The organism is Agathobaculum sp. TL06 (genome assembly GCF_054658635.1).
In genome coordinates this window covers 1-25,650 of record NZ_BAAGGY010000031.1, presented here as the reverse complement: position 1 = coordinate 25,650, position 25,650 = coordinate 1, and the positions used below count along the sequence as shown (strand labels likewise).

Sequence of the window (25,650 nt, the reverse complement as noted above, 5' to 3'; positions counted from 1 at the left end):
ACATTATCACCAATATTAGACTCAGAATCTGAAGCACCATCACAGGGGGCATCACTACAATGCCACTTGTGAATTGTGCGCCCCACCATACTTTTTGATATTCCCAAAGTCTTTGCGATTTCTCTATATGATAACCCTGGAGACTGATAATGTAGGCGAAGTATTTTCTGTTGTTTTTTATTTGGTTCCTCGACGACAAATCCCTTTTTGCGTCTGTTCACGCTGTTATCAATCTCTTTTTCAAAAAGTGGCCAAAAAGCCCTTAAAGCTTTTATTGATGGTTTATGTGCATCAAAATCTGGCTCATCTTCATACATGGAGTAATCTGCTATAAATTTGAACAACATGTACGCTGGACTCGCCCTGTCTGCGTCTGTTTCCAATTCGCAAATTGTTTCAACCCAGCTCCCGTAGAATGTAAAGCAGATTGCCGAATCAAATATCTTTTTTCCATTTTCCAACTTTATGCCCTCCAAATTATATAAAACTATGATTTGCTTATACCATTATCTTGTCGCTTCGATTATCTCTCCTGTCCATCAATCAGCAGAAAAGCGAACAGACAGTCAATGCAGTTACCGCACACATGAAGCGTAACGTGTTCACCATCATGGATGCTTCCATAACCAGCTTCTAACTGGATGGTAGACAAACACCATTCCTCTTGACCACACATTTCACAAGTGAAGTCCATTGCGTACTTTCTTTTACGTTTCATTCAAAGTTCTCCTTTACCATACTTCTGTTGAAAGCAAGTCAAAGACTGCATCCATGCACTTAGGGCAAATCGACACCCACAAGCCATCAAAATCCGTATGATTGCTGCCATTTCCCGGATGTAGCACTATTACGGATTCCTGCTCAATAGGCGTTCTACTGCGGCACATGGCACAGTAAAACCATTCTCTCATGTTCTCACCTCTTATCTGCTCTGGAATGGTTGAATTGCTTACATCGGCTTTTCGAAGTACTTCACCCTCGTGTGGACGCTTGCACCCCTAACCACAAAGGAGGGTCAGCCCCGTCGCCGTGTGGCTTGCGGGGACTTACCCTGCACCCTTATCCGCAAGGGGGCAATCCTTGTAAGTTTTGTTGAATAGCTGCTATCCAATATTCTGTTGTCAAGGAACACAGCCTACCTTGTCCAAAAAGAAAAGACACACCACCAAAACGGCATCTGCGGAAAACTGCATTGCCTGAATCGGTAAGTGTGTCTTTAACTTTTTGTCGGCGACATTTTCAACTTACGAGACTATTTTACCATACGAAATCGCCGTACTCAACCCAGTTTAATGAACATAGTAGAAATTATTTCAGCGGTTCCTACACTTTTTAATTCGCTCTTCTATTCTCGATGCCTGCTCCTTTACTGCCTCCTGTTGTTCAGGCGTACCCATCATAGCTATATCCCGTTCTTTCGGGGACATAGCCGCAAGACGTTTAGCTGTCTTTAGGAACTCTGGCTCATCATCCTGTCCAGAGATACAATCAGGCCGTGTCTATTCCGACAACCGACTACTACAATTATTCTCCTGCACAGAATCAGAAAAACCAAAACCACCCCCGGCCTGTACTTGTTCACGCTCCAATGCTTTATCTATCAGATTATTGATAAAGCCGTTGACGCTTTGCCCGTGCCGCTCTGCTATGGCCTGTAACTCTGCCTTGCGCCCCTTTGGCACAGTTAAATTGATTCTGTCATACGCCTTTGCAATCCATTCATTCTTTGACTTTGCGGATGTTTTACCACCCATGGTATCGCCCCCTATTTAGGACAGAATACTACATTATCGCATACTTGCACAATAAGCAAATTTAACAAACTTTAACAGGCATACTTGTGCAATACTCCATCTTGCATACTTGCGCAATAAGCGTTATACTTTAGGCATACCAAGGGAACAGCGACAGGCCAAGACGGAAAAAGTAGGGAAACTGAAATAAGAACGCCAGACAAGAACGGGAACGGATAAGAAAGAGTACGGCAAAGCCTACGAGATAAACTTAACGCCACCCGCCGCCTGTCCAACATCCCCAAAAAGAAAGGAAGATTAAATTATGTCCAGTATCGAAATTATCTCCAAGATAGAAGCATTGAAAGAGTGGGAAGCTATTCTTGAAGATGCTCGAACCGAGGTGGAAAGCCTAAAGGACATCATCAAAAAAGAGATGGACAACAGAGGGGTTGAGGAATTGGAAGCCGGTCAATATATCGCCCGCTTCACTACGGTTGTTTCTAACCGGCTTGATACCACTGCGTTTAAACGGGAGAACGCCGCACTTTATCAGCGGTATCTTAAACAGTCTACCAGCCGTCGCTTTTCCATCGCATAAAAACAAGCCCCTTGCACAACACGCCGACCAAAGCAAGAGTGCAAGAGACTTGACCCACAACCGAAAAGGGAGCGGGTATATCCAGTATAGCCGCCCGCTCTCCTAAAATCAACAACAATTTACTGGAAGTAAAAGGAGCGCATACTATGAAAGAACTTACTAAGTATAGCCGCCTTGCTGGTTATCTGGAAAAACTCTATGACAAACTGAATTCCGATTTTTTCAACGGCGACTTTGACCGGCCTGTTATCACCATCCAGAGCACACCGAGGGCATACGGCCACTACAGCCTTATCCCTTACTGGAATGTGGATGGAACCGCCAAGCGGGAACTGAATATCGCTGCTGGGACGTTGAACAACCGACCCATTGAACATGTGATAGCTACACTCCTCCATGAAATGTGTCACCAGTACAACAACGAAATTGCCAACACTCAGGATTGCAGCCGTGGAGGAACATACCATAATAAATACTTCAAACGTACAGCGGAAGCCCACGGTCTGACGGTTACCCGCTCGGAAAAATACGGATGGAACATAACAAGCCCATCTGATGAACTTTTCGACTGGATATTGAACAACGATGTTCAAGAAATCAAACTCAATCGCAACGAGTATTATGGTATCCGCATTACAGGGGGCAACACTGCTGCTAATGGTGGAACAAACACACCGCCTGCTGCGCGCCCTAACCATAACCACCGCTATATCTGCCCAGTGTGTAAGAGTATTGCCAGAAGTGGCAAAACACTGAATCTTATCTGCGGTGACTGTATGGCCGCTATGGTGGAGGGTTGAACAATGGGAAAACTTATCGGATGTATTTTTATCGCCGCCATTGCTATGGCGTGTCCACCCTTGGCGCTTATCCTACTTTGTGCGCTTGGATGGTTTGATGCTTAATCAGAAGGGGGCGGGGAGTTATCCCCGCCCTTTCCTTTTGCCTATAGTCGCAAGGGGGCAACCCCCCTTTTTGAATTATCCGTTCAATTTGTAAAACGTGCTGCGCTTTATGCCAGTCTGTCGCATTGCTTCGACTGCTGTTATTTCCCCAGCTTCCCATTTGGCTATGACCTCATTCCAATTATCAGGTTTTTGTGCTTTAGGCCGACCAAAGCATTTACCCTTAGCTTTCGCTGCCGCGATTCCCTCCGCTTGCCGCTGGCGTATCGTTTCCCGTTCCTGCTGGGCAATAGAGGATAGGACTTCAACGAGGATGTTGTTCACCATGTCAAGCACCCATTCTTGCCCTGCTGGATATTCAATAAGCGTTGTAGGTAAATCCAATACTTTTAAGCGGATACCGTTTTCTTTGAAAAAATGCAATTCGTTTTTTATATCCATCTTGTTGCGGCTCAGACGGTCAAGGGATTTGATAACCAGCGTGTCCCCACGCCGTAATAGAGCAGTTTTAAGGGCTGTGTAGCCCGTCCGGTCTAAATCCTTGCCCGATTCCTTATCGGTGATAATATCCCGCTCCTGCGCCCCTAAAGCGGCAAAAGCAGCAAGCTGGCGGTCAAGATTCTGCTCCTTGCTGGACACTCGCGCATAGTAGTATGTTCTTTGTTCCATGAAAAGCGCCCCTTTCCTGTATCTGCTTATAGCATAACAGGCGGAGCGCAATCCGCACACTTCAAGTGTTCATAAAAGTTGTTCAATTTTGGGATATGTCCAGAAAAAGAAGAATCATAGATTACGGACACCTTACACGGATGATTCTCAACTGTCTGCAAAAGTGTGCTTTATAGGATATTTAGGTAACATTGCTATATATGATAGCTTTAATACTTGCAAGAACCTTTTGAGAGAAATCAACAGCAGACGTGTAATCTTTGCTTTTAGTGGATGTTTTTGATTTAATCAGCACAATTTCCTCTGTGGGGTATTGAATATCGGACTTGTAAATAGCAATTTTGTATGACATAACATGCGGTTTGGCTGTCATAACACCGACCAAAGCACCAGTATCACCAGTAAGGACACTGCCTACAATCGCACGCTTTATCCCACCGACTGTTTGACTATCAGACAGTACTTCACACCCGATAATCTCTGAAAAAGGGATTTCAATTCTTTCTCCGATTTTACCGAATATGTATACTTTTTTGTGTTCACCATCGACTATAAATCTGTAGGAAACACTATTCGACCAATCAATATTGTTGGTATAATTTTCGCTCTCATACCTGTACTCTACCGAAACTGTTATGTTATTTTTTGTAATATACTCAGCTTCTCTTTGCCGCTGTTCATTTTTCTGCTCTTTTATTTTTGGAGCATCAAAGGCAAAGTGGGCAACTAACCCGACGACAATTATCAGTATAACAAAAAACCAAATCATCACTTATACCCTCCATAATATTCCAAATTAGAATTAGTTACCTTGCATCCAATCGAGCAAGTTTTTCATCTCATTATAATGTGCATAACAATAGTATTCTTTGGCGCCTGTTATTCCATAAATCGAATAAGTTGCTTTTTCTCCGCATACTTCGCAATAATGCTTATTCGTTTGCGTCGCCTGTTCTGAGGCTTTTTGCAAACAGGACGCACACCATGTAGCATCTTCATCAATATAACAATTGCAGTCCATGCAACGGTTAGAATGAACTGTACAACAATTTGTATCCCCTGATGGCGCGGTATAATTTGTACATCTAGTGTGAGCGCATACTGTTGCAGATGTCCCATACTTGTTAGTAAAAGGCGCCGTGTTATTATCTTTGATATCATCGGTATTATTACAGGGCTATAACGGCCTTTTCCACCCGAACGACCCTCTGACACTTGGACAGCTTATAACGCTGCTTACACGCTTGGTAGAGGCAAAAGAAGCCACTATGCCCGATAAGATTCTCTACACGGAACACTGGGCATATCAGCATATCGTGACAGCCGTTGCCTATGGTTAGATTGAAAATGCAATGGAGGTTAACCCTGACCGCTTTGTCACAAGGGGAGAAGCGGTTGAATGGATAAACTCAATTTTTGAAAGTTGTCAGAACCCAGTCTATTAAGCGTATTAAAGTGGCGTACCAAAATCGTACCGCTTTTTTTGAAGTCCATTTTATCAAACTGCTTATCCTGCGAAATGTGGGATTATATAGACTATTTGGACAAGAAAAAACGGCTGAAATAACTCCCTATCTTGAGTGGGAATAAGCGTGAAGAGCGTGGAGTCATGGATTCCTCGCTCTTTTTCTTGGCGAATCAGGCGAACCTTTGTTCCAGAGCAGCTGGCAGCAGCGGCAGGAACAGGAGACCCAGCGTTCCGCTGACAGGGGCAGGTGGCAAAGAAGTAGACCTGTGAAAAGCCTTGTGATATACTGTTCTCAAACAAGAAACCCAAAACTCATGGAGCCACGAAGGCGATGATATGACAAAAGCAGTTATCATCGGCGGAGCAGGCCATATCGGAACGTATCTTGTCCCTCTGTTGGTCAATAACGGATTTGAGGTAGTTGTTATTTCCAGGGGGATGTCCAAACCCTATGTGGAAAATCCGGCATGGCAAAGGGTAAAAACCGTTCAACTGAACAGAGGCAGGGAGCCTGACTTTGCAAAAAGGATTGCGGATATACAGGCTGATGTGGTGGTTGACCTTATCAATTTTGATGTTTTAGAAACAAAAAAGATGGTAGCGGCGTTAAAAGGCACGGCCTGTCAGCACTATCTCTATTGTTCCTCTTGCTGGGCCAGAGGGTTTGCCGATGTGCTGCCATTGGAAAGCGGGACGGAGACTGGCACTCCCCTATGTGATTATGGGCGAGATAAGTTGGCCTCTGAGCGGTTTTTGAGACAGGAGTTTATTCAAAACAAATTTCCATCTACCTGTATTCGCCCTGGACAAATCTCTGGGGCGGGTTGGGATATCATTGGCCCGTGGGGGAATGTGTCAAAACGACCGTTTCAAATAATTGCAAATGGCGAGGAAATAAAACTGCCTAACTTTGGCATGGAGACAATTCACCATGTCCACGCTTTTGATGTCGCACAATGTTTTTATCAGGCTGTTACACACCGCGAAAACGCGCTGGGTGAGGTGTTTGAAGCCGCCAGTGGAGGTTCCATCACGCTCTATGGATATGCGAAAATGATGTACGAGTTTTTTTGGGCAAACGCCGAAGATCGGTTTTCTTCCCTGGAATGAATGGTGTGTCTACGAGGGCAATCCAGCCGAGTGTGAAAGCACTTACCTCCATATTGCACGGAACGGGACATATGACATTGAAAAAGAACAACGGCTTCTTGACTACCACCCCAGGTACAAAAACACGGAAACTATTTTATTAGCCGTAGAAAGTTATTTGAAAAGAGGGCTTATCAAAAGGCTTTAAGAGGGCGGCAGCAACCTCCAGCCGAGTCGTCGATAGTCGGCAGGAACGGCGTGCCTGGCGCGCTGCCGTTAGAATGGAAAGCCATTTTGCAGGCAGAAATGCTCCATATAAAAGCTGATAATAAAAACGGCAGCCTATTGAGATAGGCTGCCGTTTTTTGTTTCACGATCCGTTATGTAGATCAGGCTGTCCGATCAGAGGTATCGTCGCAAGCAACAGGGGCGGTGCTTTTCAAATGAATAATAGCGTTTTCCACCTGATGTTCCCGAATGCTGATTACTTTGACTATCATACAGCCGATTTCAAGATCAAATTGAGAGCCGTCCTGTGGAACGGTGCCAAGGGTTCCAAAAACCAAGCCGTTAAAGGTATCGTGGTCTTCATACGCAATGGGAATCCCCAACGCTTCTGACAAGTCTTCGAGGGAGGCACTGCCCTGTACCTGCCAGGTGGATGTATCAAGCTGGACGATGGGAGGAGACACTTGGGCTTCGGTTTCCTCGTCGCCGAGATCGCCAACCAGCTGTTCGATCAGATCATTGAGCGTAAGAATACCATCCAGGCCGCTGTATTCGTCCAACACAACGGCGAAGTTGTGATGGTTCTGACGCATGTTTCGGAATAAAACGTCCGCTTTTACACTATCAGGGACAAAATATGCCGGCTTTACCGCGTTTTTCAGGACAGAATCCCGACTTTTATCCTCTAACCGGAAATAATCCCTTGCGTCCAAAATGCCGATCACATCGTCGGCCGTCTCGCCGCAGACCGGATAGCGGGTATGGCGGCTGCCATAGATCGTTGCTTTCCATTCTTCCATGCTTTCTTCCAGCCACAGAAAAACCACATCGGTTCTGTGAGTTGCGATGTCGCCTGCTGTCAAGTCATCAAACTCGAATACATTTTGGATAAATTCCTTTTCCTCATGGTCGATCGCGCCTTTTTCACTGCCGACATCCACCATAATGCGGATGGACTCTTCGCTGACCTCCTCATCGTCTGCCTCCGGATCGATCCCCAGCAGCCGGAGGATTGCGTTGGTGGAGATGGTCAGCAGCCAAACGATAGGGGCAAAGAGCTTTGCGATCGCACTCATCATGGAGGCCATGCCAAGGGCAAGCGTTTCCGCTTTCCGCATGGCGACACGCTTGGGAACAAGCTCGCCGAAAATCAGGGTGACGTAGGAAAGGATGACCGTAATCACAATGACGGCGATGGTATCAAGCGTGGCGGCCGGTATCTGGATGCCTAAGGAAACCACCCAGCTGACTAAAACATCCGAAAAGTTTTCCGCCGCGAACGCGCTGCCCAAAAAGCCGGAAAGTGTGATGGCAACCTGTATCGTTGCCAAAAAGCGCGCCGGCTGATTGGTGAGGCGGGCGAGACGGATTGCCCGCTTGTCGCCGGCCTCGGCCAGTTTGGCGAGTTTATTATCGTTCATCGAAATGACCGCAATTTCCGCGCAGGCAAAAACCGCATTAAACGCAATCAAAACCAATTGAAGTAACAGCATCAATCCAATAGACTTTTCCAAGGTAATCCTCCTCGATGATGATTATTCTGAAATACTGTCCGGCCGCAGAAACGCACAGCTACAAAAGCAGGCACAGCAAATCCACCCTGCAAAAAGGGCGTAATGCTATGCCTGCTGATATGATTTCCTGAAAAATTACGTTTTGATCTGCGTCGCTACTGTCCGCGTTGTCCATGATGGCAGGGATACTCCTTTGTAAAATAGATTGGGTTCATTATACATAAAGCGCCTGACGCTGTCAATCCGGTTGCCATGGAATAAATAATTCTTTACGGATTCTTTATATGCGGTAAGCAGGGGAGGAAAGGGACACATTTTCCGTATATCTCTTGACAAATAAAATGTGGAATGATACGATAACACTGCAAGGGAGCTTCCGTTGGAGGCTGAGAGGAGGGGGTCCCCCTCGACCTTACCTGATTTGGATAATGCCAACGTAGGGATGCAGAGGAAAACGCCTGTTGTCACATGCTGTGAAACGTGTCGAATACATGAGAACATCCTGAGAGGGGTGTTCTTTTTGTTTTTTGGGGAGATATCAGTTCGTGTTAGGAGGATATTATGTTAAAAAAAGTACTTACGATTGCCGGTTCGGACTGTTCGGGCGGAGCCGGCGTCCAGGCTGATCTGAAAACAATGGCGGCGCACGGCGTATTCGGTATGAGCGTGATCGTTTCTGTGGTCGCGGAAAACACCGCGCGTGTGATCGATATTCAGGATATCAGCCCAAAGATGATTGAGGAGCAGATCGACGCTGTGTTCGAGGACATCGTGCCGGACGCGGTCAAGATCGGCATGCTTTCCTCGCCCGCCTGCATGAAAGCGGTAGCCGGAAAGCTGGAACAATACCGGCCGCAGCATGTGGTGATCGATCCAGTGATGTTCGCCAAAAACGGCGACCCGCTTATGGAGCCTGCCTCCGTCGGCACATTGATAAAATATGTGCTGCCGTATGCGGATCTGCTGACGCCGAATATTCCGGAAGCGCAGCATATTGCCGGCATGAAAATCAGCACGCCGGAGGATATGGAGGCGGCGGCACGCCTGATTTATGCCAAAGGCTGCAAAAACGTGCTGATCAAGGGTGGAAAAAACATGGCCGGTGCGGTGGACGTGCTTTTTGACGGGGAAAACGCGCGGCGCTATGAGATCGGGCAGATCGATACCAGGAACACACATGGAACAGGCTGCACGCTCTCCTCCGCGATCGCGTCGAATCTGGCGCTGGGGCATCCGGTGCCGGAAGCGGTGGAGCTTGCGAAATCCTATGTGACGGATGCGATCCGCCGGGCGCCCAGCCTGGGGCATGGCTGTGGTCCGCTGAACCACTTTTGCCGTATATTTCCGGAGGAGTGAACGATTATGAATAACAAATCCATCCGAAAGATTTGCTTCGCCGGCCTGCTCGTCGCGGTTGCTGTAATCGGAAGCCTGCTTGTCATTCCGGTATTCGGCGCGAAATGCTCTCCGGTGCAGCATATGGTCAATGTGACTGCGGCGGTCCTGCTCGGGCCGGGATATGCGCTGGGCATGGGTTTTGCCGCGGCGCTTATCCGCAACCTGCTGGGCCTGGGTACCCTGCTGGCGTTTCCCGGTTCGATGATTGGTGCGCTGCTGAGCGGCCTTGCCTACCGGCTTTTTCCCAAGCTTTCCGCCGCCTATGCCGGCGAGGTGTTTGGTACGGGCGTATTGGGCGCGATAGCGTCCTATCCGGTCGCCGCTCTGCTGATGGGCAATTCCACCGCAGCCCTGTTCACCTTCGTCCCCTCGTTTCTTGCTTCCACCGTCGTCGGCGCGGCGGTTTCCGTCCTTGTCCTGTCCGCCTTGAAGCGGACGCACGTTTTCAGCCAACTGGAGGGGTCCCTGCGGTGACAGAGTGTGTAACGCAGATTGTAGAGCGTACCCTGCAAAAACGGCCGATGGTCCATTCCATCACCAATAACGTCACGGTCAATGACTGCGCGAATATCATTCTCGCCGCAGGCGGATCGGCGATCATGGCGCAGGATGAACGCGAGGTGGCTGAGATCACCGCGCGCAGCGACGCGCTTTCCTTGAATATGGGCGCGCTGCGGGCGCAGGAAGCGATGCTGCTTGCCGCGCATGCCGCAAAGCGCAGAAAACGGCCGGTCATACTGGATCCCGTGGCTGCGGGGGCGAGCCGGCTGCGGGGCGAAATGTGTACCCGCCTGCTGGAGGCTGGGCTGGTTTCTGTGGTGCGCGGCAACGCGTCCGAGGTATGGGCGCTGATGACAGGCGCGCAGCGCACGCTTGGCGTGGAGGTGAACGCGCTTGACCAGGTGACCGAGCAGAACCTCAGCGAATCCGCGCGGCGTGTAAGCCTGTTCAGCCGGGAAACCGGCGCGGTTGTTTTGCTGAGCGGGGCGCTGGATATTGTTTCCGACGGAAAGCGTACCGCCGTGCTGCGCGGCGGCAGTGAGATGATGCGCCGTATCACGGGCGCAGGATGTATGCTGACTTCGCTGACCGCAGCATACTGCGGCGCGAATCCGGAAAATCTTTTTGAAGCCGCGGTTGCGGCGTCGGGGGTGATGAAAACCTGCGGGGAATTGGCGTACCGGCGTGTATGTGAAGAGATGGAGGGCACCGCTTCCTTTCGTACGCGCCTGATCGACGCGGTCAGCATGCTGACCGGAAGCGATCTTGCGGCAAGGCTCCGCGTACAAATTCTGTAAGCGAAATCAACAAGTGCTGCCGGCCAAACGCCGTCAGTCGGGAAAATTCATTGGGGGTACCACCTTGAAAAACAATTCAATAACCGAAAGACTGCTCGACGCATCCCGCCCGATCTGGGAGGGGTACTTATCCCACCCCTTTGTGCGGGGGATCGCGGACGGCAGCCTTGCTGTAGAAAAATTCCGTTTTTATCTGCTGCAGGACTATCTGTACCTGTTCGACTATGCCAAGGTGTTCGCACAGGGCGTGGTCAAATCGCATGAGCCTGAGGTGATGCGGACGTTCGCCTCCTATGTGGCGAGCATCCTGAATGGCGAGATGGAAATTCATCGGGGCTACATGCGCCGCATGGGCATTACCGAGGAGCAGGCCGAAACCGAAAAGCCGGCCTTGAGCAATCTCTCCTATACCGCTTACATGCGCGCTGTCGCGGCGGAGGAGGGACCGGCCGAGATCATGGCGGCTGTGCTGTCCTGCGCGCTCAGCTATGAATATATCGCAAAGTGGATCGTCCGGAATTATCCGGACGCCGAGCAACACGGCTTTTACGGCGAATGGGTGCGGGGCTATGCGAGCGAAAGCTACGCGGAGGAAAACCAGCGGCTGACTGCGCTGATGGAACAGCTTGCCGCAGGGTATCCGGAAAAGCGCCAGGCGCGCCTGACGGACATCTTTGTCGCCTGCTCGCGCTATGAGGCGATGTTCTGGGACATGGCCTGGAACGGAGCGATGTGAGCGATGCTGGAATTTCAAGAAGTTGTTTTCCAGTACGACAGCGAGGATTTCAATATTATCAACGGCTTGTCGTTTCAGATTGAAAAAGGAGAATTTGTTTCGGTGATCGGGCCGTCCGGCTGCGGCAAGTCCACGATTTTCCGGCTGGTGAGTCAGCTTCTGACGCGCAAGGCGGGGGAGATCCTGGTCGGTGGAGAGCGCATCGACGGGCGGCGCGGCTACTGCGGCTATATGCCGCAGCGCGATCTGCTGTTCCCATGGCGCACCGTGCGGGATAATCTGCGCCTGCCGATGGAGGTGCGCGGCGGCGTCAGCCGTGCGGAAATGGACCGCCGCGCGGAGGAGACGCTTGCGCATGTCGGTCTGTCCGGCTGGGGCGATAAACGGCCGGACGAGCTTTCCGGCGGGATGCGCCAGCGCGCGGCATTCGCGCGCACGCTGCTGACCGGCTCCGAGCTGCTGCTGTTGGACGAGCCTTTTTCCGCGCTGGATTTCCTGACCCGCATCACCATGCAGGAGTGGCTGCTCGATCAGTGGGAAAACGACCACAAGACCGTGCTGTTTATCACGCATGACGTGGAAGAGGCGATTTTTCTGTCCGGCCGCGTATTGGTGGTGGAGGAAACGCCGATCTGCCGCCTTGCCTCGTTCGAAGTCCCCGCGCCTTATCCGCGCACGCGCGCCTGTCTGACCGAGCCGAAAATGCTCGCCCTGCGGGAACGCCTGATCGGCATGCTCCGGCGGGAGGTGGCGGTATGAAGCGCTGGAATGCGAACCTGCCCGCGCTGGTGTTCCTGTTTGCTTTGCTGCTTGTGTGGCAGCTCGGCGCGACGGGGATGGATGCCGCATATATCCTGCCATCCCCCACACAGATACTGGTCCGCATGTGGGAGCTGCGGGGGCCGCTGCTGACCGCGCACCTGCCGGCGACGCTGCTGTGTACCGGCATTGGGCTGGCCATATCGGTCGTTCTCGGCCTGCTTCTCGCAGTACTGATGGATGCAAGTCCGGTGGCGGAAAAAATGCTGTATCCCCTGATCGTGGCTTCGCAGACCATCCCGACGACCGCGCTGGCGCCGCTGTTTGTCCTGTGGTTCGGCTATACGATCTGGAGCAAGGTGCTGGTCACCGTGCTGATCACATTTTTCCCAATCGCGATCACGGTGTTTGACGGCTTTCGCTCGGTCAAGACCGATATGGTGGATATGCTGCAAACGTTCGGCGCGGGGCAAAGAGAGATCTTTTTGAAGCTCAAGTTACCGGCCGCGCTGCCGTATTTCTTCTCCGCCATCAAAATGGCGATCCCGCTGTCCATCATCGGCGCGGCGATCGGGGAGTGGCTGGGCGCGCAGGCGGGGCTGGGGTATTTCAGCCGGCGCATGATGACGCAGCTTGACGGGGCGGGCGTGTTTGCCCCCATCGTGCTGCTCAGCGCGGTGGCGATGCTTGCAGTGGCGGCCGTATCCTGGATAGAGAAAAGGGTCGTCACCTGGCGCGGGAGCCTGTGAGCGGATGAACTTGCTGTAACAAAGGAAAGGAACGGAATGGATTGATGAAAAAAAGAGTGTTTGCCGCGATTGCGGCTTTGACAATGCTGCTGGGCGGCTGCGCCGGCGGACAGGCGGAAAATGCTCCGGATAACGGCGACGGGCTGCGCGAGCTGACGGTCGTACTCGATTGGTACCCGAACGCGCTGCACGCGTTCCTCTATCAGGCGGAAAAGGCGGGATATTTCGCGGAGGAAGGATTAACGGTCAATATCCAGCCGCCGGCCGGTGTCAATGACGCGATGAGCATGGTCGCGGCGGGCAAGGCGGATATCGGGCTGTACTACCAGCAGGACGTGATACAGGCGCGCGTCCAGCAGGATGTGCCGATCAAATCGATCGCCGCCGTCGTGCAGGCGCCGCTTAACATTGTCCTTTCGCTTAAAGATGAAAATATCACAAAGCCGGAGGATCTGGTCGGCAAAACGGTCGGCTATGCCGGTACCGAGCTGTCGGAAGCGCTGATCCGCAGCATTATGAAAAACAGCGGCGCGGATCCCTCGGATGTGACAATGGTGGACGTAGGTTTTGAACTGATGGCATCCATGACGACCGGCAACGTGGATGCAACGATCGGGTGCCTGGTCAACCATGAGGTGCCGCAGATGGAGAAGGAAGGCTTTGCGGTCAACTACTTCTTTCCGGACGATTTCGGCGTGCCGAAATATTACGAAGGGATCTTTTTGGCGAGCGATGAAATGATAGCAAACGAGCCGGAAGTGCTGGCAGGATTCCTGCGCGCCTGCGCAAAGGGCTTTGATGATTTCCAGAGCAATACGGACGAGGTGCTGCAGGTGCTGCTGGACAATCAGGACGAGGCGAATTTCGCGCTCGATCCAGAGGTGGAGAAGCAGTCCTGCGAAACGCTTCTTCCGCTGATGGAGACAGCGGACGCGCCTTTCCTCAGCCAGACCGAGGCGTGCTGGCAGGAGAACATCGATTGGATGTACGACGAAGGCCTGATTTCGGAAAAGCCGGATGTGTCAGAAGTCATGGCGTCGATCGAATTCTGAAATGAAAATAACCGCACAGCATGCAGCGTAAAAGCTGATGCTGTGCGGCTTGTTTTATGCATTCCGGTAGGGTAGGTAGTCTAAAAAGCGTTTGACCGCCAGGGAAACCGTTTTTTTATCCCGCAGCGCGAGGCCAATGTTGCGGTGAGCCGGAACGTCAAGTTCTTTCGCGACAATGCGGTAGGGGATGCGCTTTAGAATAAGCTGGGGCAGGATACTGACGCCGAGGCCGCTTTCCACCATGGACATGATCGCATAATCGTCCCAGGTCGTAAAGTGTATGGGGGGATGGAGGTCACAGCGCTTGAGAATTTCGGAAACCTCTGTGTTTGCTCCTTTTTCAAGCAGCAGAAACGGCTCGCTGCCAAAAGCGGAAACAGGGAAACGGCTGCAGTCCGCCAAAGGGTGCTGCACAGGGAGAACGGCAAGTAAAGGGTCCTGCTCTAAAAAGATGGTTTCCAGATCGGGATGCGCCGGCAGGCGCAGAAAGCCGCAGTCGACCCTGCCTTCCATGATCCAGGTTTCGATTTCCGTGTAATCGCCGAGCAGCAATTCATAATCGATATGGGGATAATCCTTTTGAAACGCACGGATGATGTTGGGCAGCCAGTGCGTTGCTACGCTGGAGAACGTGCCGATGCGGATCAGGCCGGACTGCAGGCCGTTCAATTCCTCCACCTGCATTTGCAGCTTGCGGTATTCCTCGCAGACGCGCTTCGCATACGGCAGGAGCGTGAGACCGTCTGACGTGAGGCGAACGCCGGCCCTCCCGCGTTCAAGCAGGGAGACGCGCCACTCGTTTTCCAGATCGCGGATCATGCGGCTGATACCGGACTGCGAATAGGAAAGCATCTCGGCAGCCTTGGTAAAGCTTCCGCATTCTACGGTTCGGATCAATGCGAGATATTTTTGAATATTCCCATCCATATGCCATGTCCCATCCTTTGCATCTGATTTTATCATGTTTTACATGAAAAACATTCGCTTTTGTAATTAATAAAAATATGGTACAGTATATTTGTTGAATATGCAAGGGAAAGAGGCAAAAAAATGTTTTATGTAAGCGAGATTCAAACCACGGCGCCTGCGGTTTACAAAACACCGCTTCAAAAAGCTGTTTATGAGACGCTGGAGCGGCTTCAGATTCCGTTTGAGCGCGTGGATACGGATGAGGCGGTCACCATGGAGGACTGCGCCAGTATCAACCGAAAGCTGCAAATGGATATGGTGAAAACCCTGTTCCTCTGCAACCGGCAGCAGACGTTGTTTTATTTGTTTGTCACGAAAGGGGATAAGGCGTTCCGGTCCGGAGCCTTCAGCAAAGCGTTGGAGATTGCGCGCGTTTCGTTTGCGCCTGCGGAGAGTCTTTTGGCGATGCTGGGGACAAAGGTCGGGGCGGCGACGGTATTCAGCGCTTTGCTGGACCGGCAGAACCAGGTGCAGATCGTCTTCGATCGGGAGGTGGAGGAAGCGGCATGGTATGGGTGCAGCGATGGAACCACGACCGGCTATATGAAAATACGGACAGCGGATATTATGAAAAAATTTCTTCCGTTCGTCAACCATGCGGCAATCGTGATCGGGGTGTGAAAATGGGATTATATCAGAACAGGATTGTTGTAAAGGTAGGGACATCGACGCTGACGAACGAATGGGGAAAAAGCGACTTCCGTTCTTTCGACCGGCTGGCCTGCGTGCTTTCCGACGTGCAGAATATGGGGTATGAGGTCATACTGGTTTCTTCCGGCGCGATTGCGGTAGGGAAAAACAAGCTCAACCTGCAGGCCGCAGAGAGCATGCGGCACAAGCAGGCCGCCGCAGCGGTAGGACAGTGCAGCATCATGTTTCTGTACGATAAATTTTTTGGGGATTACGATAAAACGATTGCCCAGATTTTGCTGAATGCGGACGATATGGAGCAGGAGGAGAAAAAGGAAAACCTGATCCATACCTTTGATACCCTGCTGGAGCTGGGATCATTCCGGTCGTCAATGAAAATGATTCGGTCAGCTATACGGAAATAGAGTCGGACGAAAAGCTGTTCGGAGACAACGATATGCTTTCCGCCATTGTCGCGGTCCTGTGTCGGGCCGGAAAGCTGGTGATCCTCTCGGATATCGACGGATTGTACGACAGCGATCCCTGTCTCCATCCAAACGCAAAGCTGCTCAGCCGGATAGAATGCATAGACGAAAGCACATATGCACTGGCAGGCGGCGCAGGCTCGCGGCGGGGGACAGGAGGGATGCGCACCAAATTAAAGGCCGCGGAGCTGGCGGTCTCCCAGGGGATCGATACGACTATTGCCAATGGCAGGCATCCGGACGCGATCTATGAAATCATCAGAGGCGGCGTTTCGGGAACGCTGTTCCCGGGAAAGCTGTGAATCGGCGTTAAGGCGGGAATCTCTTAAAATAAAGTAAATTTTGCGGCAATAGTCTTGACTTCATCAAAGGATAGTGCTTATATAGAGATACTTATATTGTGTAAGCGGGGTTCAAGGCGTTGAATTTGAATAGAGACAATATCCTGAAAATCATGGGGCTGATCCTGTTTACGGTGCTCCTCTATGCCGGACTGCAGAACACAAAGCTGTTTGCCGATGCGCTGCGCTATCTGTTCGGACTTATGGCGCCGTTTGTGATCGGCGGCTGTATTGCGTTTGTACTGAATGTGCCGATGCGCTTTTTTGAAACCAGGCTGTTCTCCCGCCTTAAGCCGGCGAAAGGGAAAAAGCTCGGCAAGGCGAAGCGCATTTTCAGCCTGATCCTTACGCTTGTTGTGGTCGGCGGCGTGATTGCCATTATGCTGTTCCTGATCGTGCCGGAGCTGTATCAGTCCTTTTCCGCGATCGGCAGGGAAATGTCCTATGCCCGCGTGCGCATCCCGCAGCTTTTGGACGAAGCAACCGCGCTTTTGCCGATGTTTGAAAGCGAAATTGCTTCAATCAAGGACAGCTTCCTCAATGTGGACTGGAAAGCAATCGGCTCCATGCTGATGGAATTTTTCCGGAACGGGAATATCCTGAGCAATACGGTCAACATTGCGACCTCGGTGGTCAGCGGCTTTGCCAACGCCATCATCGGCATTGTTTTCGCCATATATATTTTGCTGCAGAAGGAAAACCTTGGGCGGCAGTTCCGGCGCCTGTTTTATGCGTTCCTGCCGGAAAAGCAGGTTGACCGCTTCCTCATGGTCTGCGGCCTGACCTCTTCTTCCTTTAACAGCTTCCTGTCCGGACAATGCCTGGAAGCTTTTATCCTGGGGATGATGTTTTTCGTCGGCATGTCGGTTTTCCAGATGCCGTATGCGTTGGTTATCGCGGTCCTGATCGGCATTACGGCGTTAATTCCGATTTTCGGCGCGTTTATCGGCTGCATTGTCGGCGCTTTTCTGATTTTGATTGTCAGCCCGATAAAAGCGCTGTGGTTTATCGTTCTGTTTTTGGTGCTGCAGCAGATCGAGGGGAACGTGATTTATCCCCGTGTGGTGGGCGGTTCGGTGGGGCTGCCTTCCATCTGGGTGTTGGCGGCGGTAACGCTGGGCGCGAGTCTGGGCGGTGTGCTGGGCATTTTGTTTGCCATTCCGGTATTCTCCGTCATATACACCCTGCTGCGGACGGTTGTCCGCGCCCGTATCAGGGAACGCGGGATTGCGGAGGATAAAATCAAATAACTTTGGAAAAGAGTCCAAAAGGGTCCGTATCGCTTGATACGGACCCTTTTGGGTTTCTTTGTACTTATCGCTTTTTACCAGATCGCCACGCGGTCCTCGGGCGCAATCCACATACCGTCGCCCTCGGTGATGCCGAAGGTGGTGTAGAATGCGTCAAGCGTTTGCAGCACGCGGTTGGCGCGCAGCTTATCCGGTGCGTGTACGTCGACTGTCGTATAATACGCAGCGGTCTCGCGCGGCATGGTGGAGCACCAGGTGTTCGCCATGGCGCGGAACATGGCTTCCAGATCGGGATTGGTCTCGCGCTGGGCGGCTTCCAGAATGCACTGCGCCGCACCGAGGTCGGCGATGTTCTCCGAAAGGGTGAGCGCGCCGCTGCAGGTGATGCCGGGCGCGGCTTCCACGCCGTCATAGAAAGCGGTCACTTCATCGCAGAGCTGTTGGAAAGCGGCGTAGTCCTCCGCCGTCCACCAGTCAGCGGCGTTGCCGTTTTTGTCGTACTTGGCGCCGTTGTTGTCAAAGGCGTGTGTGATCTCGTGCGCGATGACGTAGCCGATGCCGCCGAGGTTCTCCTCGCGCGAGGCGTTCACGTCGTACAGCGGAGCCTGCAGGATGCCCGCGGGGAACACGATTTCATTGCTGGAGGGTACATAGCAGGCGTTGACCGTATAAGCCGCCATCGGCCACAGGTCCTTGTTGACTGGCTGGCCCTGCCACTCGATCAGCATTTGCTGCTGCGCTTTCATCATGGTGATGACATTATCGAAGTAGCTGCCGCCCTCGTCCGCGGTTTTGAGCGTCACGCCCTTGAAATAGTCGTTCCACTTGCCCTCGTCCGGATAGCCGACCTTGACGCCCAGCGCGCCCAGCTTTTCGATCGCTTTCGTCTTGGTCGCGTCGCTCATCCAGTCGAGCGAGCGGATGCGGTCCTCGTAGATATCAATGAAGTCGTACACCATATCCTCCACGTCGGCCTTGGCTTCCTCGGAGAAGTATTCCGCAGCGTACAGGCGGCCCAGCTCGTCGGACAAATACTGCTGGACAAGCTGGGTGGCCATGGCTTCGTCGCTCAGCGTGCCGGAGATGCCGAGGAAGGCTTCCTGATAGGCGTCGGAGGCGGCCTGGAAATCCTGGCTGAGCATGCCGCCGTAGCCTGCAAGGATGGTCAGGCGCAGATAGGCTTTCAAGTCGGCCAGGTGCTCCTCGGTGAAATATTTGGGCGAGGCTTCGAGCAGGCCGACGTCGGAAACGACGATCTGGTCGTCCGAGCGGGCCAGGCCGGACTGCGCGTAGATATCGTCCAGGTCGAGCGTGGGATAGAGCGCCTTCAGCTCATCCATGGTGTAGACGTTGTAGGTCTTGTCCACGTTGCCGTAGTCCTGCCGGTCGAGCGCGTGTGAGGACAGTTCCTTTTCCATTTCCCAAATGCGCTGCGCGTCCGCCGCGGCGCTCGCTTCGTCTGCGCCGCCGATTTCAAACAGCGTTTGGATATAGGTCAGGTACGCGTCCTTCTGGCTCCCGCCGTTGGCATATACGTCCTTGCTCAGCGAGGGGGAGAAGGCGGCAAAGCCGACCGTGTAGCGGGTGGAGTCCTTCGCGTCCGCCGACAGGGTGAAGCCAACCAGCGCGTTGCCCGCCAGATCCTCCGCGATCTGCTTTTTGACCGCCATCACCTCGTCCACGCTCTGCGCGGCTTCGGCTGCTTCCAGATAGGGACGGATCGGCTCGATGCCCGCTGTATTGCGCGCGTCCCAATCGAGGATATTGGTATACAGCGCGGCGATGCGCTGCGCGTCCTCGCCCACGGGGTTCGCGACCGTGCGCTCGATCAGATTGTTGAGCGGCTCGGTGTCGTACATCTTTTCATACAGCGTGCCGGTGGAGGACTGGCCTGCCGGAATGACCGAGCTGTCCAGCCAGTCCTTGTTGACCGAAGCGTAGAAATCGTCCTTCAGGTTGGAGCCGAACAGGGTATAGGTACGGTGGATGAATTTGTCGAGCTGTTCCATGGTGACGTTCTCATCCGGCGAAAAGGTCGTGGACGAGGTGCCGGCAACAATGCCGGCGGCGAACACGTCCGCCAGCTCCTCCTGCGCCCAGGCGGGTACGTCGGTGAAGTTGGATGCCGGATAACCCTTGCGGGCGTTGTCGCCCTGCGGGGCGGGCAGGCCGCCGAACGCGCGCTGCAGCATGACGAGCGCCTCTGCGCGGGTGACGGGGTCGTTTTCCCGCAGGTTTCCGTCTGGGTCTCCGTGCATCACGTCCGCAGCGGTCACGCCGGGGTTGTAGTCGTCCGCCGCGGCGACGAGCGCGGCGCAGACTGCACCACGGGCAGCGGGAATCTCGCTGTCCGCTGCGAGCGCGGCGGGAAGCGAGGCCAACAGAGCGGCGGCTGCCAGGGCGGATGCAAGGATTTGTTTTGCTTTCATAAGCGGTTCTCTCCTAACCATATTATTAAAATAATGCAATTATACAATGCAGCATTTGCCTTGTCAAGTGCCATATTGTATATGTATTATATATACAAAATAACACAATAGATAAACCCTGTCAAGCGGCTTTTCCACAAAAGCAGGAGGCGCGCATTAAGATTGCGTAAATGTGAAAAAAAGAAATAGAAAATTGTTTACATTATCTAAATGTAATGGTAAAATAAATCAAACAGCAGTCAAGCTGCTGTAGTAAAAGGAGGCAGAAAGATGAAAACCAAACTTAGGATTGTGCTGGCGTCCGTGCTGGTAGCAGCGGGTCTTGCGATGACCGCAGGCGCCGCAAGCTACGACAACTGTGCTGATCAGCTCAAGGATTTGGGCCTGTTCCAGGGTACGGAGGACGGTTTTGAGCTTGACCGCGCACCGACCCGCGGCGAGGCTGCAACCATGCTGGTGCGCCTGCTCGGCAAGGAAGCGGAAGCGAAAGAGCTTACTTATGAGGCTCCGTTTACCGACCTGGATGACTGGCAGAAGCCGTACGTCCAGTATCTGTATGATAACAAGCTGACCAACGGCGCGACCGAAACGACCTTTGAGCCGGAAGAGGCCTGCTCCGCGCAGATGTACACGACGTTCCTGCTCCGCGCGCTCGGTTACAGCGATGCGGCAGAGGGCGATTTCACCTATGACGCTGCGGTCGATTTCGGCGAGTCTATCGGCCTGGTCGACTATGCCAACTGCAATGAGAGCGCATTCCTGCGCGACCATGTGGCGGCGATGAGCCTGACCGCGCTGAACACCGACGTGAAGGGCGAGACCGAGACCAAGCTGCTGGAGAAGCTGGTAGCGGATGGCGCTGTAGACGAGGCTAAGGCGGAAAGCCTGCTGACGTTCTTTGACAATTACGACGCGTATGTGGAAGCGTCCGCCGCTATGGGCGATGCGACCCAGATGGATGTTTCCGCTGATGTTTCCGCCAGCGTTGCGCTCGGCGATCAGCAGGTCATGAGCCTGTCCATGCCGATGGAAATCAAGGCGGACATGGATATGGAGAATCTGGATCAGTCCAAGATGTCCATTACAGGTACGGCGGAAGTAACGATCGATGAGTCCCTGGTGGAAGAGGGTGCGGATACGTCGGTTGCAATGCCGATCGAGTACTACTACACGGACGGCGTTTACTACATGAATATGGGCGACCAGAAGGTTAAGATGGAGATGTCCCTGGAGGATGCCATGTCCCAGTTCGGCGACCTGACGGACCTTCAGAACAGCGAGCCGATCTGCCTGATCGAGTCGATCACGAAGTCCGGCAGCACGATGACGGTCACCTACTCCGCGGCTGGCATGAGCGGCCTGGTGGATTCCGTTCTGAGCTCCATGGATATGGATGCTGCGGCGGAAGGCGTAACGGTCGATATCGGCGAGGTTACTTCCAGCGCAGCGGTTTCCGGTGGCAAGATCAGCGGCATGGATATGACTGCGAAGGTCACCATGACGATCGAAGGCCAGACCATGACCATGGATATGAACATGAAGTACGACATCAATTCGGTTGAAAATGTAACGATCACGTTCCCGAGCGATCTGGACAGCTACACTGACCTGATCGGCGGCGCGGACGAGGCTGCTGCATAACAGAAAACGATGTGGAATGAAAAAGCGGAACGGCTTTAGCCGTTCCGCTTTTTTAATCGCCCAGCTCGTCGATCAGCTCTTTCATTTTTTGCGCGGAGGACTGGAGCTGGAACAGCTCGTCCTGCGACAGCGGGATGTCGAGCACGGATTCCGCGCCGTTCCTGCCCACAACGGCGGGCAGACCGAGACAGATGCCATCCACACCATAATGGCCGGAAATCATGGAGGATACAGGAAGAACCGAGTGCTCGTCCCGCACAATCGCCTCCGCGATGCGCCGGACCGCCATACCGATGCCGTAGTAAGTCGCGCCCTTGCCCTCGATAATGGAATAGGCGGCGTCACGCACGTTTTCGTAGATGCGCTGCATCGCCCCGAATGAATCGTCCTTTCCGGTGATGCGGCAGTAATCCGCAAGATCGACGCCCGAGATATTGGCGCTTGACCAAACGGCAAGCTCGCTGTCGCCGTGCTCGCCGATGATAAAGGCATGGACGTTGCGGCTGTCCACATTGAGATGCTGACCGACCAGGTATTTGAGCCGCGCGGTATCGAGAACGGTTCCTGAACCGATGACCCGACCGGTGGGCAGGCCGGACATCTTCTGTGCCATATAGGTCAGCACATCGACCGGATTGGATACGATCAGCAGTACGGCGGACTGGTTGACCGCCATCAGATGCTCGATGATTGAGGACATGATGACACGGTTGCGGCCAAGCAGCTCGATACGCGTTTCGCCCGGCTTCTGGTTTGCGCCGGCGGCAATGACGACGAGCCCGCACTCCGCAAGGTCGCCATAGTCGCCGGCACGGACAAAGCACGGCTTTGCAAAGGAAATGCCGTGGTTGATATCCGCAGCCTCGCCTTCCGCCTTTTTGCGGTTCATATCGACAAGTACGACTTCAGAGAATAAGCCGGAGGTGGCCAATGTAAACGCGCTGGTCGCACCGACAAAGCCGACGCCGATCACGCCGCATTTTTGTATACTGGTCATTGAAGAACACTTCCTTTCCATTTCCCGCATAGTATGCCCGCTTTCCCTTGGAAAACATGCGAAGCTGTGATATAATGAAAAAACAAATCATCACAAATTTGGAATTTTGAAACGATGGGAGACAATGCGAATGAATAGATGGACGCGTATGCTTTGCGCGGGCGCGGCGCTGACCGCAGCCCTGACGGTTTCGGCCTTTGCCGCGGATTTTACCGAATGTGCGGAGCATTTGGACAATATGGGCCTGTTCAGGGGAACCGAGCAGGGATATGAACTGGACCGCGCGCCGACCCGCGCTGAAGCGGCCGCGATGCTGGTCCGGCTGCTGGGGAAAGAGGAAGAAGCCGGCCGGCTGGCGTATGACGCGCCGTTTACCGACCTGCAGGAGTGGGAAAAGCCCTATGTGCAGTATCTGTATGAAAACGGCCTGACGACCGGCGCGACCGAAACGACATTCGAACCGGAGGAACGATGTACCGCGCAAATGTACGCGGCGTTTTTGCTGCGCGCGCTGGGCTATACAGAAGCAGACGGGGATTTTACTTACGCGGATTCGTCCCGCTTTGCCAGTCGGATCGGGCTGTACGATCCGGTAACTGTAAATGAAGCGGATTTCCTGCGCGACCATGTTGCGGCGGCAAGCTATACGGCGCTTTCGATATCTCCGAAGGGGACGGATGATACGCTGCTGGCGCGGCTGGCCGCAGCTGGCGCGGTAGAGGAGCAGGCGGCGGCGCTGTATCAGGAATTATTCCAGACCTATAACCGTTATCTGGATGCGACCAGTAAAATGGATGAATTGACGGCGTTGTCCGTCGGTCAGGAGCTGCGCGTGGACGCGGGTACCTTTGTAATGACCTGCGAGGAGCAGACCGCGATCGATTTGGGCGTGCCGGCGATGCTCACAAACCGCACCGTCACCCTGTCCGCAGAGCAGGCCGGAGAAAAAACATTTACTGCCGAAAGTTATACGGCGGATGGCTTCCGCTATTTGCGGCAGGACGGGACAAAATCGCGGCGCGCCTTGACGGATGGGCAGATGCAGCTTGCGTTTGAAGGCTATGCGCGCGTCCCTGTGGCATTGATCGATTCTGTTTCTGTATCTGGCCAAAGCTATACCATTGGATATAATCAAGCGGGGCTGGCGCGGTTGGACAGTGTGCTGGAAGCCGCACAGTCGGCGGTGGGTGCGCTGGGCGATCTGGAAATCGAAGGGCTTACTGTCGTGCAGGAAGCCTCGGATGGTTTGATTCAGGCACAGGAGGTCCGGTTTGGCTTTGCGGCGGACGGCATATCCGGCCAGGTGGAGAGCCGCATGACGCTGCAGGGAGTTGACGATCAGGTCACAGTTTCCGCGCCGGCAAACTTGGAGCAATACCCCTTGGTAAAATAACAGGGCAGACCTGTAAAGGGAACAAAAGAGAACAAGGCGTCGTCCAAATAGAAAAGGAGGGAGCTACATGAAAAGGAAGTTTTTGTCCGGTATGCTGGCGGCCGCACTGCTGTTTGTCGGCTCGTTTTCAGCAGGGGCTATGGGTGCGGAGGAGGTGAGCGTGCCAAACAAGCAGCTGCCTGCGCTGCAGCAATCGCCGGCAGGAGAGTATGCGACCGTTCTTGAAATGCAGGCCAAATCCGGCATGGAGTCGGTCATGACGGTCAAAACCGATAGGTATGACCGGTTGGTGGTGCGCTTTTCCAATACCCTGCTCATGGACACCAAAACAGGTGCTCCGGTTTCGGAAACCGATATCGCAGCGGGCGACAAGGTATTCGTCTATTATGCGGACTATGTGATGGAAACCGAACCGCCGCAGACCGACGCGGTGGCGGTGCTGGTCAACCTGGAGGATGGACATGCGCCGGCGCGCCTGCTCACTGCGGAAGCCATCCAGCATCCCACAGAGGAGGATGGAAGCGTTACCATCCTGACGGATAACGGAGGGTTGCTGCTTACCGTGCAGAAAGATACGGATATTCGGCCGTTAGGCACCAAAAATATCGTTTCAGCCGATGATATCCATATGGGGACGCGGTTTTTCGCCTGGTACGATCAGGTGGCGCTGTCCGAGCCGGGGCAGGCGGCTGCGACGCGTATTGTCATCCCCGCACAGCAGGGCAGCCGCTTTGCAATCGTCGTGGAGGGGGACATGGTGCTTCCGCTTGATGGGCGTGTGGAGCAGGGTATCTTGATGATACCCGTGCGCGCGGCGGCAGAGGCGTTGGGCTATACGGTGGTCTGGAATAGCGAAAACGAAAGCATATCCCTGAAAAAAGGGGAGCGGGAAACGCTGTTGGTATTGGGAAAGGACCGATATGCCGCGGATATCCGCATGAGCGCGGTCACGGCGCTTGGTGCAGCGCCCTACGAGGTGGATGGCGTTAGCTGGGCGCCTGCGGAATTCTTTTCCCTGTTGGGCGAGCCGGTCACTTTGCGTGCGGGCGAGCTGCATCTGGGTACCGTGGGCAATAACCAGTTGCCCGCGCCAAACTGAAACCGTGGAGAAAAACGGTAAGAGAAAACAAAAAGGACCTGCATAAATGCAGGTCCTTTTTCAATAGGCAGTTATTTTTTGTTTTTAATGTATTCATCCATCGCGGCAGCAGCGCGCTTGCCCGCGCCCATAGCGAGGATAACGGTGGCCGCGCCGGTGACAGCGTCGCCGCCGGCAAACACTCCGTCCTTGGAGGTGATGCCGTGTTCTTCATCCG

General features: G+C 53.3%; 24 protein-coding genes, 1 pseudogene and 1 riboswitch. Of the genes and pseudogenes, 16 read left to right on the top strand and 9 right to left on the bottom strand.

Going from position 1 to position 25,650, the window contains the following annotated elements; translation table 11 throughout:
- From ACYQ3S_RS14450 to ACYQ3S_RS14440, 3 genes are all read right to left on the bottom strand, one after another.
- Window positions 1-461 (bottom strand): helix-turn-helix domain-containing protein (locus ACYQ3S_RS14450; protein WP_459690025.1); only part of this gene is annotated, 461 nt, incomplete at its 3' end.
- 62 nt (window positions 462-523) lie between these two features.
- Window positions 524-718: a hypothetical protein gene (locus tag ACYQ3S_RS14445; RefSeq protein ID WP_459690023.1), complete on the bottom strand. Its 195-nt coding sequence runs from the start codon at window positions 716-718 to the stop codon at window positions 524-526.
- A gap of 781 nt (window positions 719-1,499) precedes the next feature.
- Window positions 1,500-1,754 carry a ribbon-helix-helix domain-containing protein gene (locus tag ACYQ3S_RS14440; RefSeq protein ID WP_459690022.1) on the bottom strand — a complete coding sequence of 85 codons (255 nt, stop codon included), beginning with the start codon at window positions 1,752-1,754 and terminating at the stop codon, window positions 1,500-1,502.
- A gap of 304 nt (window positions 1,755-2,058) precedes the next feature.
- Here ACYQ3S_RS14440 and ACYQ3S_RS14435 point away from each other — a divergent pair, with 304 nt between their 5' ends.
- Both ACYQ3S_RS14435 and ACYQ3S_RS14430 read left to right on the top strand, forming a co-directional pair.
- Window positions 2,059-2,334, top strand: a complete 276-nt coding sequence (locus ACYQ3S_RS14435; protein ID WP_459690021.1) for a hypothetical protein — start codon at window positions 2,059-2,061, stop codon at window positions 2,332-2,334.
- Between the two features lie 146 nt (window positions 2,335-2,480).
- Window positions 2,481-3,134, top strand: coding sequence for a SprT-like domain-containing protein (locus ACYQ3S_RS14430; RefSeq protein WP_459690020.1), 654 nt, complete (start codon window positions 2,481-2,483; stop codon window positions 3,132-3,134).
- A 180-nt stretch (window positions 3,135-3,314) separates the two neighbouring features.
- Here ACYQ3S_RS14430 and ACYQ3S_RS14425 read toward each other — a convergent pair whose 3' ends face one another.
- Window positions 3,315-3,908, bottom strand: a complete 594-nt coding sequence (locus ACYQ3S_RS14425) for a recombinase family protein (protein WP_459690019.1) — start codon at window positions 3,906-3,908, stop codon at window positions 3,315-3,317.
- Window positions 3,909-4,089: 181 nt separating this feature from the next.
- Window positions 4,090-4,680 carry a hypothetical protein gene (locus tag ACYQ3S_RS14420; protein WP_459690018.1) on the bottom strand — a complete coding sequence of 197 codons (591 nt, stop codon included), beginning with the start codon at window positions 4,678-4,680 and terminating at the stop codon, window positions 4,090-4,092.
- A gap of 1,032 nt (window positions 4,681-5,712) precedes the next feature.
- Here ACYQ3S_RS14420 and ACYQ3S_RS14415 point away from each other — a divergent pair.
- Window positions 5,713-6,486, top strand: a complete 774-nt coding sequence (locus ACYQ3S_RS14415; RefSeq protein WP_459690016.1) for an NAD-dependent epimerase/dehydratase family protein — start codon at window positions 5,713-5,715, stop codon at window positions 6,484-6,486.
- A 368-nt stretch (window positions 6,487-6,854) separates the two neighbouring features.
- Here the strand turns inward: ACYQ3S_RS14415 and ACYQ3S_RS14410 are convergent, their stop codons facing one another.
- Window positions 6,855-8,207 carry a hemolysin family protein gene (locus ACYQ3S_RS14410; protein ID WP_459690015.1) on the bottom strand — a complete coding sequence of 451 codons (1,353 nt, stop codon included), beginning with the start codon at window positions 8,205-8,207 and terminating at the stop codon, window positions 6,855-6,857.
- A gap of 356 nt (window positions 8,208-8,563) precedes the next feature.
- Window positions 8,564-8,668, top strand: a riboswitch (TPP riboswitch).
- Window positions 8,669-8,768: 100 nt separating this feature from the next.
- Between ACYQ3S_RS14410 and thiD the strand changes: the two genes are divergently transcribed.
- From thiD to ACYQ3S_RS14375, 7 genes are all read left to right on the top strand, one after another.
- Entirely contained in the window at window positions 8,769-9,563 is a 795-nt protein-coding gene (gene thiD / locus ACYQ3S_RS14405; RefSeq protein WP_459690013.1) for a bifunctional hydroxymethylpyrimidine kinase/phosphomethylpyrimidine kinase, read from the top strand.
- Window positions 9,564-9,569: 6 nt separating this feature from the next.
- A complete protein-coding gene (thiW, locus tag ACYQ3S_RS14400; protein WP_459690012.1) occupies window positions 9,570-10,079 on the top strand; it encodes an energy coupling factor transporter S component ThiW in 510 nt (169 codons plus the stop codon).
- Window positions 10,076-10,903: a hydroxyethylthiazole kinase gene (gene thiM, locus ACYQ3S_RS14395; protein WP_459690010.1), complete on the top strand. Its 828-nt coding sequence runs from the start codon at window positions 10,076-10,078 to the stop codon at window positions 10,901-10,903. Before thiW ends, thiM begins: the two co-directional genes overlap by 4 nt.
- 64 nt (window positions 10,904-10,967) lie before the next feature.
- Window positions 10,968-11,639: a thiaminase II gene (gene tenA, locus ACYQ3S_RS14390; protein ID WP_459690008.1), complete on the top strand. Its 672-nt coding sequence runs from the start codon at window positions 10,968-10,970 to the stop codon at window positions 11,637-11,639.
- Between the two features lie 3 nt (window positions 11,640-11,642).
- Window positions 11,643-12,398: an ABC transporter ATP-binding protein gene (locus ACYQ3S_RS14385; protein ID WP_459690006.1), complete on the top strand. Its 756-nt coding sequence runs from the start codon at window positions 11,643-11,645 to the stop codon at window positions 12,396-12,398.
- Complete coding sequence (locus ACYQ3S_RS14380; RefSeq protein ID WP_459690005.1) at window positions 12,395-13,147, top strand: ABC transporter permease; 753 nt, start codon at window positions 12,395-12,397, stop codon at window positions 13,145-13,147. The genes ACYQ3S_RS14385 and ACYQ3S_RS14380 overlap by 4 nt, the downstream gene beginning before the upstream one ends.
- A 44-nt stretch (window positions 13,148-13,191) precedes the next feature.
- On the top strand, window positions 13,192-14,199 hold the full coding sequence (locus ACYQ3S_RS14375; protein ID WP_459690027.1) for an ABC transporter substrate-binding protein: 1,008 nt from the start codon (window positions 13,192-13,194) through the stop codon (window positions 14,197-14,199).
- Window positions 14,200-14,253: 54 nt separating this feature from the next.
- On the opposite strand, the gene ACYQ3S_RS14370 is transcribed toward ACYQ3S_RS14375, so the two are convergent.
- The gene (locus tag ACYQ3S_RS14370; protein ID WP_459690004.1) at window positions 14,254-15,126 is read right to left on the bottom strand and encodes a LysR family transcriptional regulator; all 873 of its coding nucleotides are present in this window, start codon (window positions 15,124-15,126) and stop codon (window positions 14,254-14,256) included.
- Window positions 15,127-15,249: 123 nt separating this feature from the next.
- Between ACYQ3S_RS14370 and ACYQ3S_RS14365 the strand changes: the two genes are divergently transcribed.
- The 3 genes and pseudogenes from ACYQ3S_RS14365 (at window position 15,250) to ACYQ3S_RS14355 (ending at window position 17,874) form a co-directional block, all read left to right on the top strand.
- Window positions 15,250-15,789: a prolyl-tRNA synthetase associated domain-containing protein gene (locus ACYQ3S_RS14365; RefSeq protein WP_459690003.1), complete on the top strand. Its 540-nt coding sequence runs from the start codon at window positions 15,250-15,252 to the stop codon at window positions 15,787-15,789.
- A 2-nt stretch (window positions 15,790-15,791) separates the two neighbouring features.
- Window positions 15,792-16,585: pseudogene (gene proB, locus ACYQ3S_RS14360) on the top strand (glutamate 5-kinase).
- A gap of 119 nt (window positions 16,586-16,704) precedes the next feature.
- Entirely contained in the window at window positions 16,705-17,874 is a 1,170-nt protein-coding gene (locus tag ACYQ3S_RS14355; RefSeq protein ID WP_459690002.1) for an AI-2E family transporter, read from the top strand.
- A gap of 74 nt (window positions 17,875-17,948) precedes the next feature.
- Here the strand turns inward: ACYQ3S_RS14355 and ACYQ3S_RS14350 are convergent, their stop codons facing one another.
- On the bottom strand, window positions 17,949-20,303 hold the full coding sequence (locus ACYQ3S_RS14350; protein ID WP_459690001.1) for a M13-type metalloendopeptidase: 2,355 nt from the start codon (window positions 20,301-20,303) through the stop codon (window positions 17,949-17,951).
- Between the two features lie 270 nt (window positions 20,304-20,573).
- On the opposite strand from ACYQ3S_RS14350, the gene ACYQ3S_RS14345 reads away from it, so the two are divergent.
- Window positions 20,574-21,944, top strand: a complete 1,371-nt coding sequence (locus tag ACYQ3S_RS14345; RefSeq protein WP_459689999.1) for an S-layer homology domain-containing protein — start codon at window positions 20,574-20,576, stop codon at window positions 21,942-21,944.
- 52 nt (window positions 21,945-21,996) lie between these two features.
- On the opposite strand, the gene ACYQ3S_RS14340 is transcribed toward ACYQ3S_RS14345, so the two are convergent.
- Complete coding sequence (locus ACYQ3S_RS14340; protein WP_459689997.1) at window positions 21,997-22,941, bottom strand: L-lactate dehydrogenase; 945 nt, start codon at window positions 22,939-22,941, stop codon at window positions 21,997-21,999.
- A gap of 130 nt (window positions 22,942-23,071) precedes the next feature.
- On the opposite strand from ACYQ3S_RS14340, the gene ACYQ3S_RS14335 reads away from it, so the two are divergent.
- Entirely contained in the window at window positions 23,072-24,334 is a 1,263-nt protein-coding gene (locus ACYQ3S_RS14335; RefSeq protein ID WP_459689995.1) for an S-layer homology domain-containing protein, read from the top strand.
- A gap of 67 nt (window positions 24,335-24,401) precedes the next feature.
- A complete protein-coding gene (locus ACYQ3S_RS14330; RefSeq protein WP_459689992.1) occupies window positions 24,402-25,433 on the top strand; it encodes a copper amine oxidase N-terminal domain-containing protein in 1,032 nt (343 codons plus the stop codon).
- Window positions 25,434-25,650 lie beyond the last annotated feature (217 nt).

Bases quoted from the DNA above. Each gene is read 5' to 3' on its own strand.
- ACYQ3S_RS14445 (WP_459690023.1), bottom strand. From the start codon at position 718: ATGAAACGTAAAAGAAAGTACGCAATGGACTTCACTTGTGAAATGTGT.
- ACYQ3S_RS14440 (WP_459690022.1), bottom strand. From the start codon at position 1,754: ATGGGTGGTAAAACATCCGCAAAGTCAAAGAATGAATGGATTGCAAAG.
- ACYQ3S_RS14435 (WP_459690021.1), top strand. From the start codon at position 2,059: ATGTCCAGTATCGAAATTATCTCCAAGATAGAAGCATTGAAAGAGTGG.
- ACYQ3S_RS14430 (WP_459690020.1), top strand. From the start codon at position 2,481: ATGAAAGAACTTACTAAGTATAGCCGCCTTGCTGGTTATCTGGAAAAA.
- ACYQ3S_RS14425 (WP_459690019.1), bottom strand. From the start codon at position 3,908: ATGGAACAAAGAACATACTACTATGCGCGAGTGTCCAGCAAGGAGCAG.
- ACYQ3S_RS14415 (WP_459690016.1), top strand. From the start codon at position 5,713: ATGACAAAAGCAGTTATCATCGGCGGAGCAGGCCATATCGGAACGTAT.
- thiD (WP_459690013.1), top strand. From the start codon at position 8,769: ATGTTAAAAAAAGTACTTACGATTGCCGGTTCGGACTGTTCGGGCGGA.
- thiW (WP_459690012.1), top strand. From the start codon at position 9,570: ATGAATAACAAATCCATCCGAAAGATTTGCTTCGCCGGCCTGCTCGTC.
- ACYQ3S_RS14385 (WP_459690006.1), top strand. From the start codon at position 11,643: ATGCTGGAATTTCAAGAAGTTGTTTTCCAGTACGACAGCGAGGATTTC.
- ACYQ3S_RS14380 (WP_459690005.1), top strand. From the start codon at position 12,395: ATGAAGCGCTGGAATGCGAACCTGCCCGCGCTGGTGTTCCTGTTTGCT.
- ACYQ3S_RS14375 (WP_459690027.1), top strand. From the start codon at position 13,192: ATGAAAAAAAGAGTGTTTGCCGCGATTGCGGCTTTGACAATGCTGCTG.
- ACYQ3S_RS14370 (WP_459690004.1), bottom strand. From the start codon at position 15,126: ATGGATGGGAATATTCAAAAATATCTCGCATTGATCCGAACCGTAGAA.
- ACYQ3S_RS14365 (WP_459690003.1), top strand. From the start codon at position 15,250: ATGTTTTATGTAAGCGAGATTCAAACCACGGCGCCTGCGGTTTACAAA.
- ACYQ3S_RS14350 (WP_459690001.1), bottom strand. From the start codon at position 20,303: ATGAAAGCAAAACAAATCCTTGCATCCGCCCTGGCAGCCGCCGCTCTG.
- ACYQ3S_RS14345 (WP_459689999.1), top strand. From the start codon at position 20,574: ATGAAAACCAAACTTAGGATTGTGCTGGCGTCCGTGCTGGTAGCAGCG.
- ACYQ3S_RS14340 (WP_459689997.1), bottom strand. From the start codon at position 22,941: ATGACCAGTATACAAAAATGCGGCGTGATCGGCGTCGGCTTTGTCGGT.
- ACYQ3S_RS14335 (WP_459689995.1), top strand. From the start codon at position 23,072: ATGAATAGATGGACGCGTATGCTTTGCGCGGGCGCGGCGCTGACCGCA.
- ACYQ3S_RS14330 (WP_459689992.1), top strand. From the start codon at position 24,402: ATGAAAAGGAAGTTTTTGTCCGGTATGCTGGCGGCCGCACTGCTGTTT.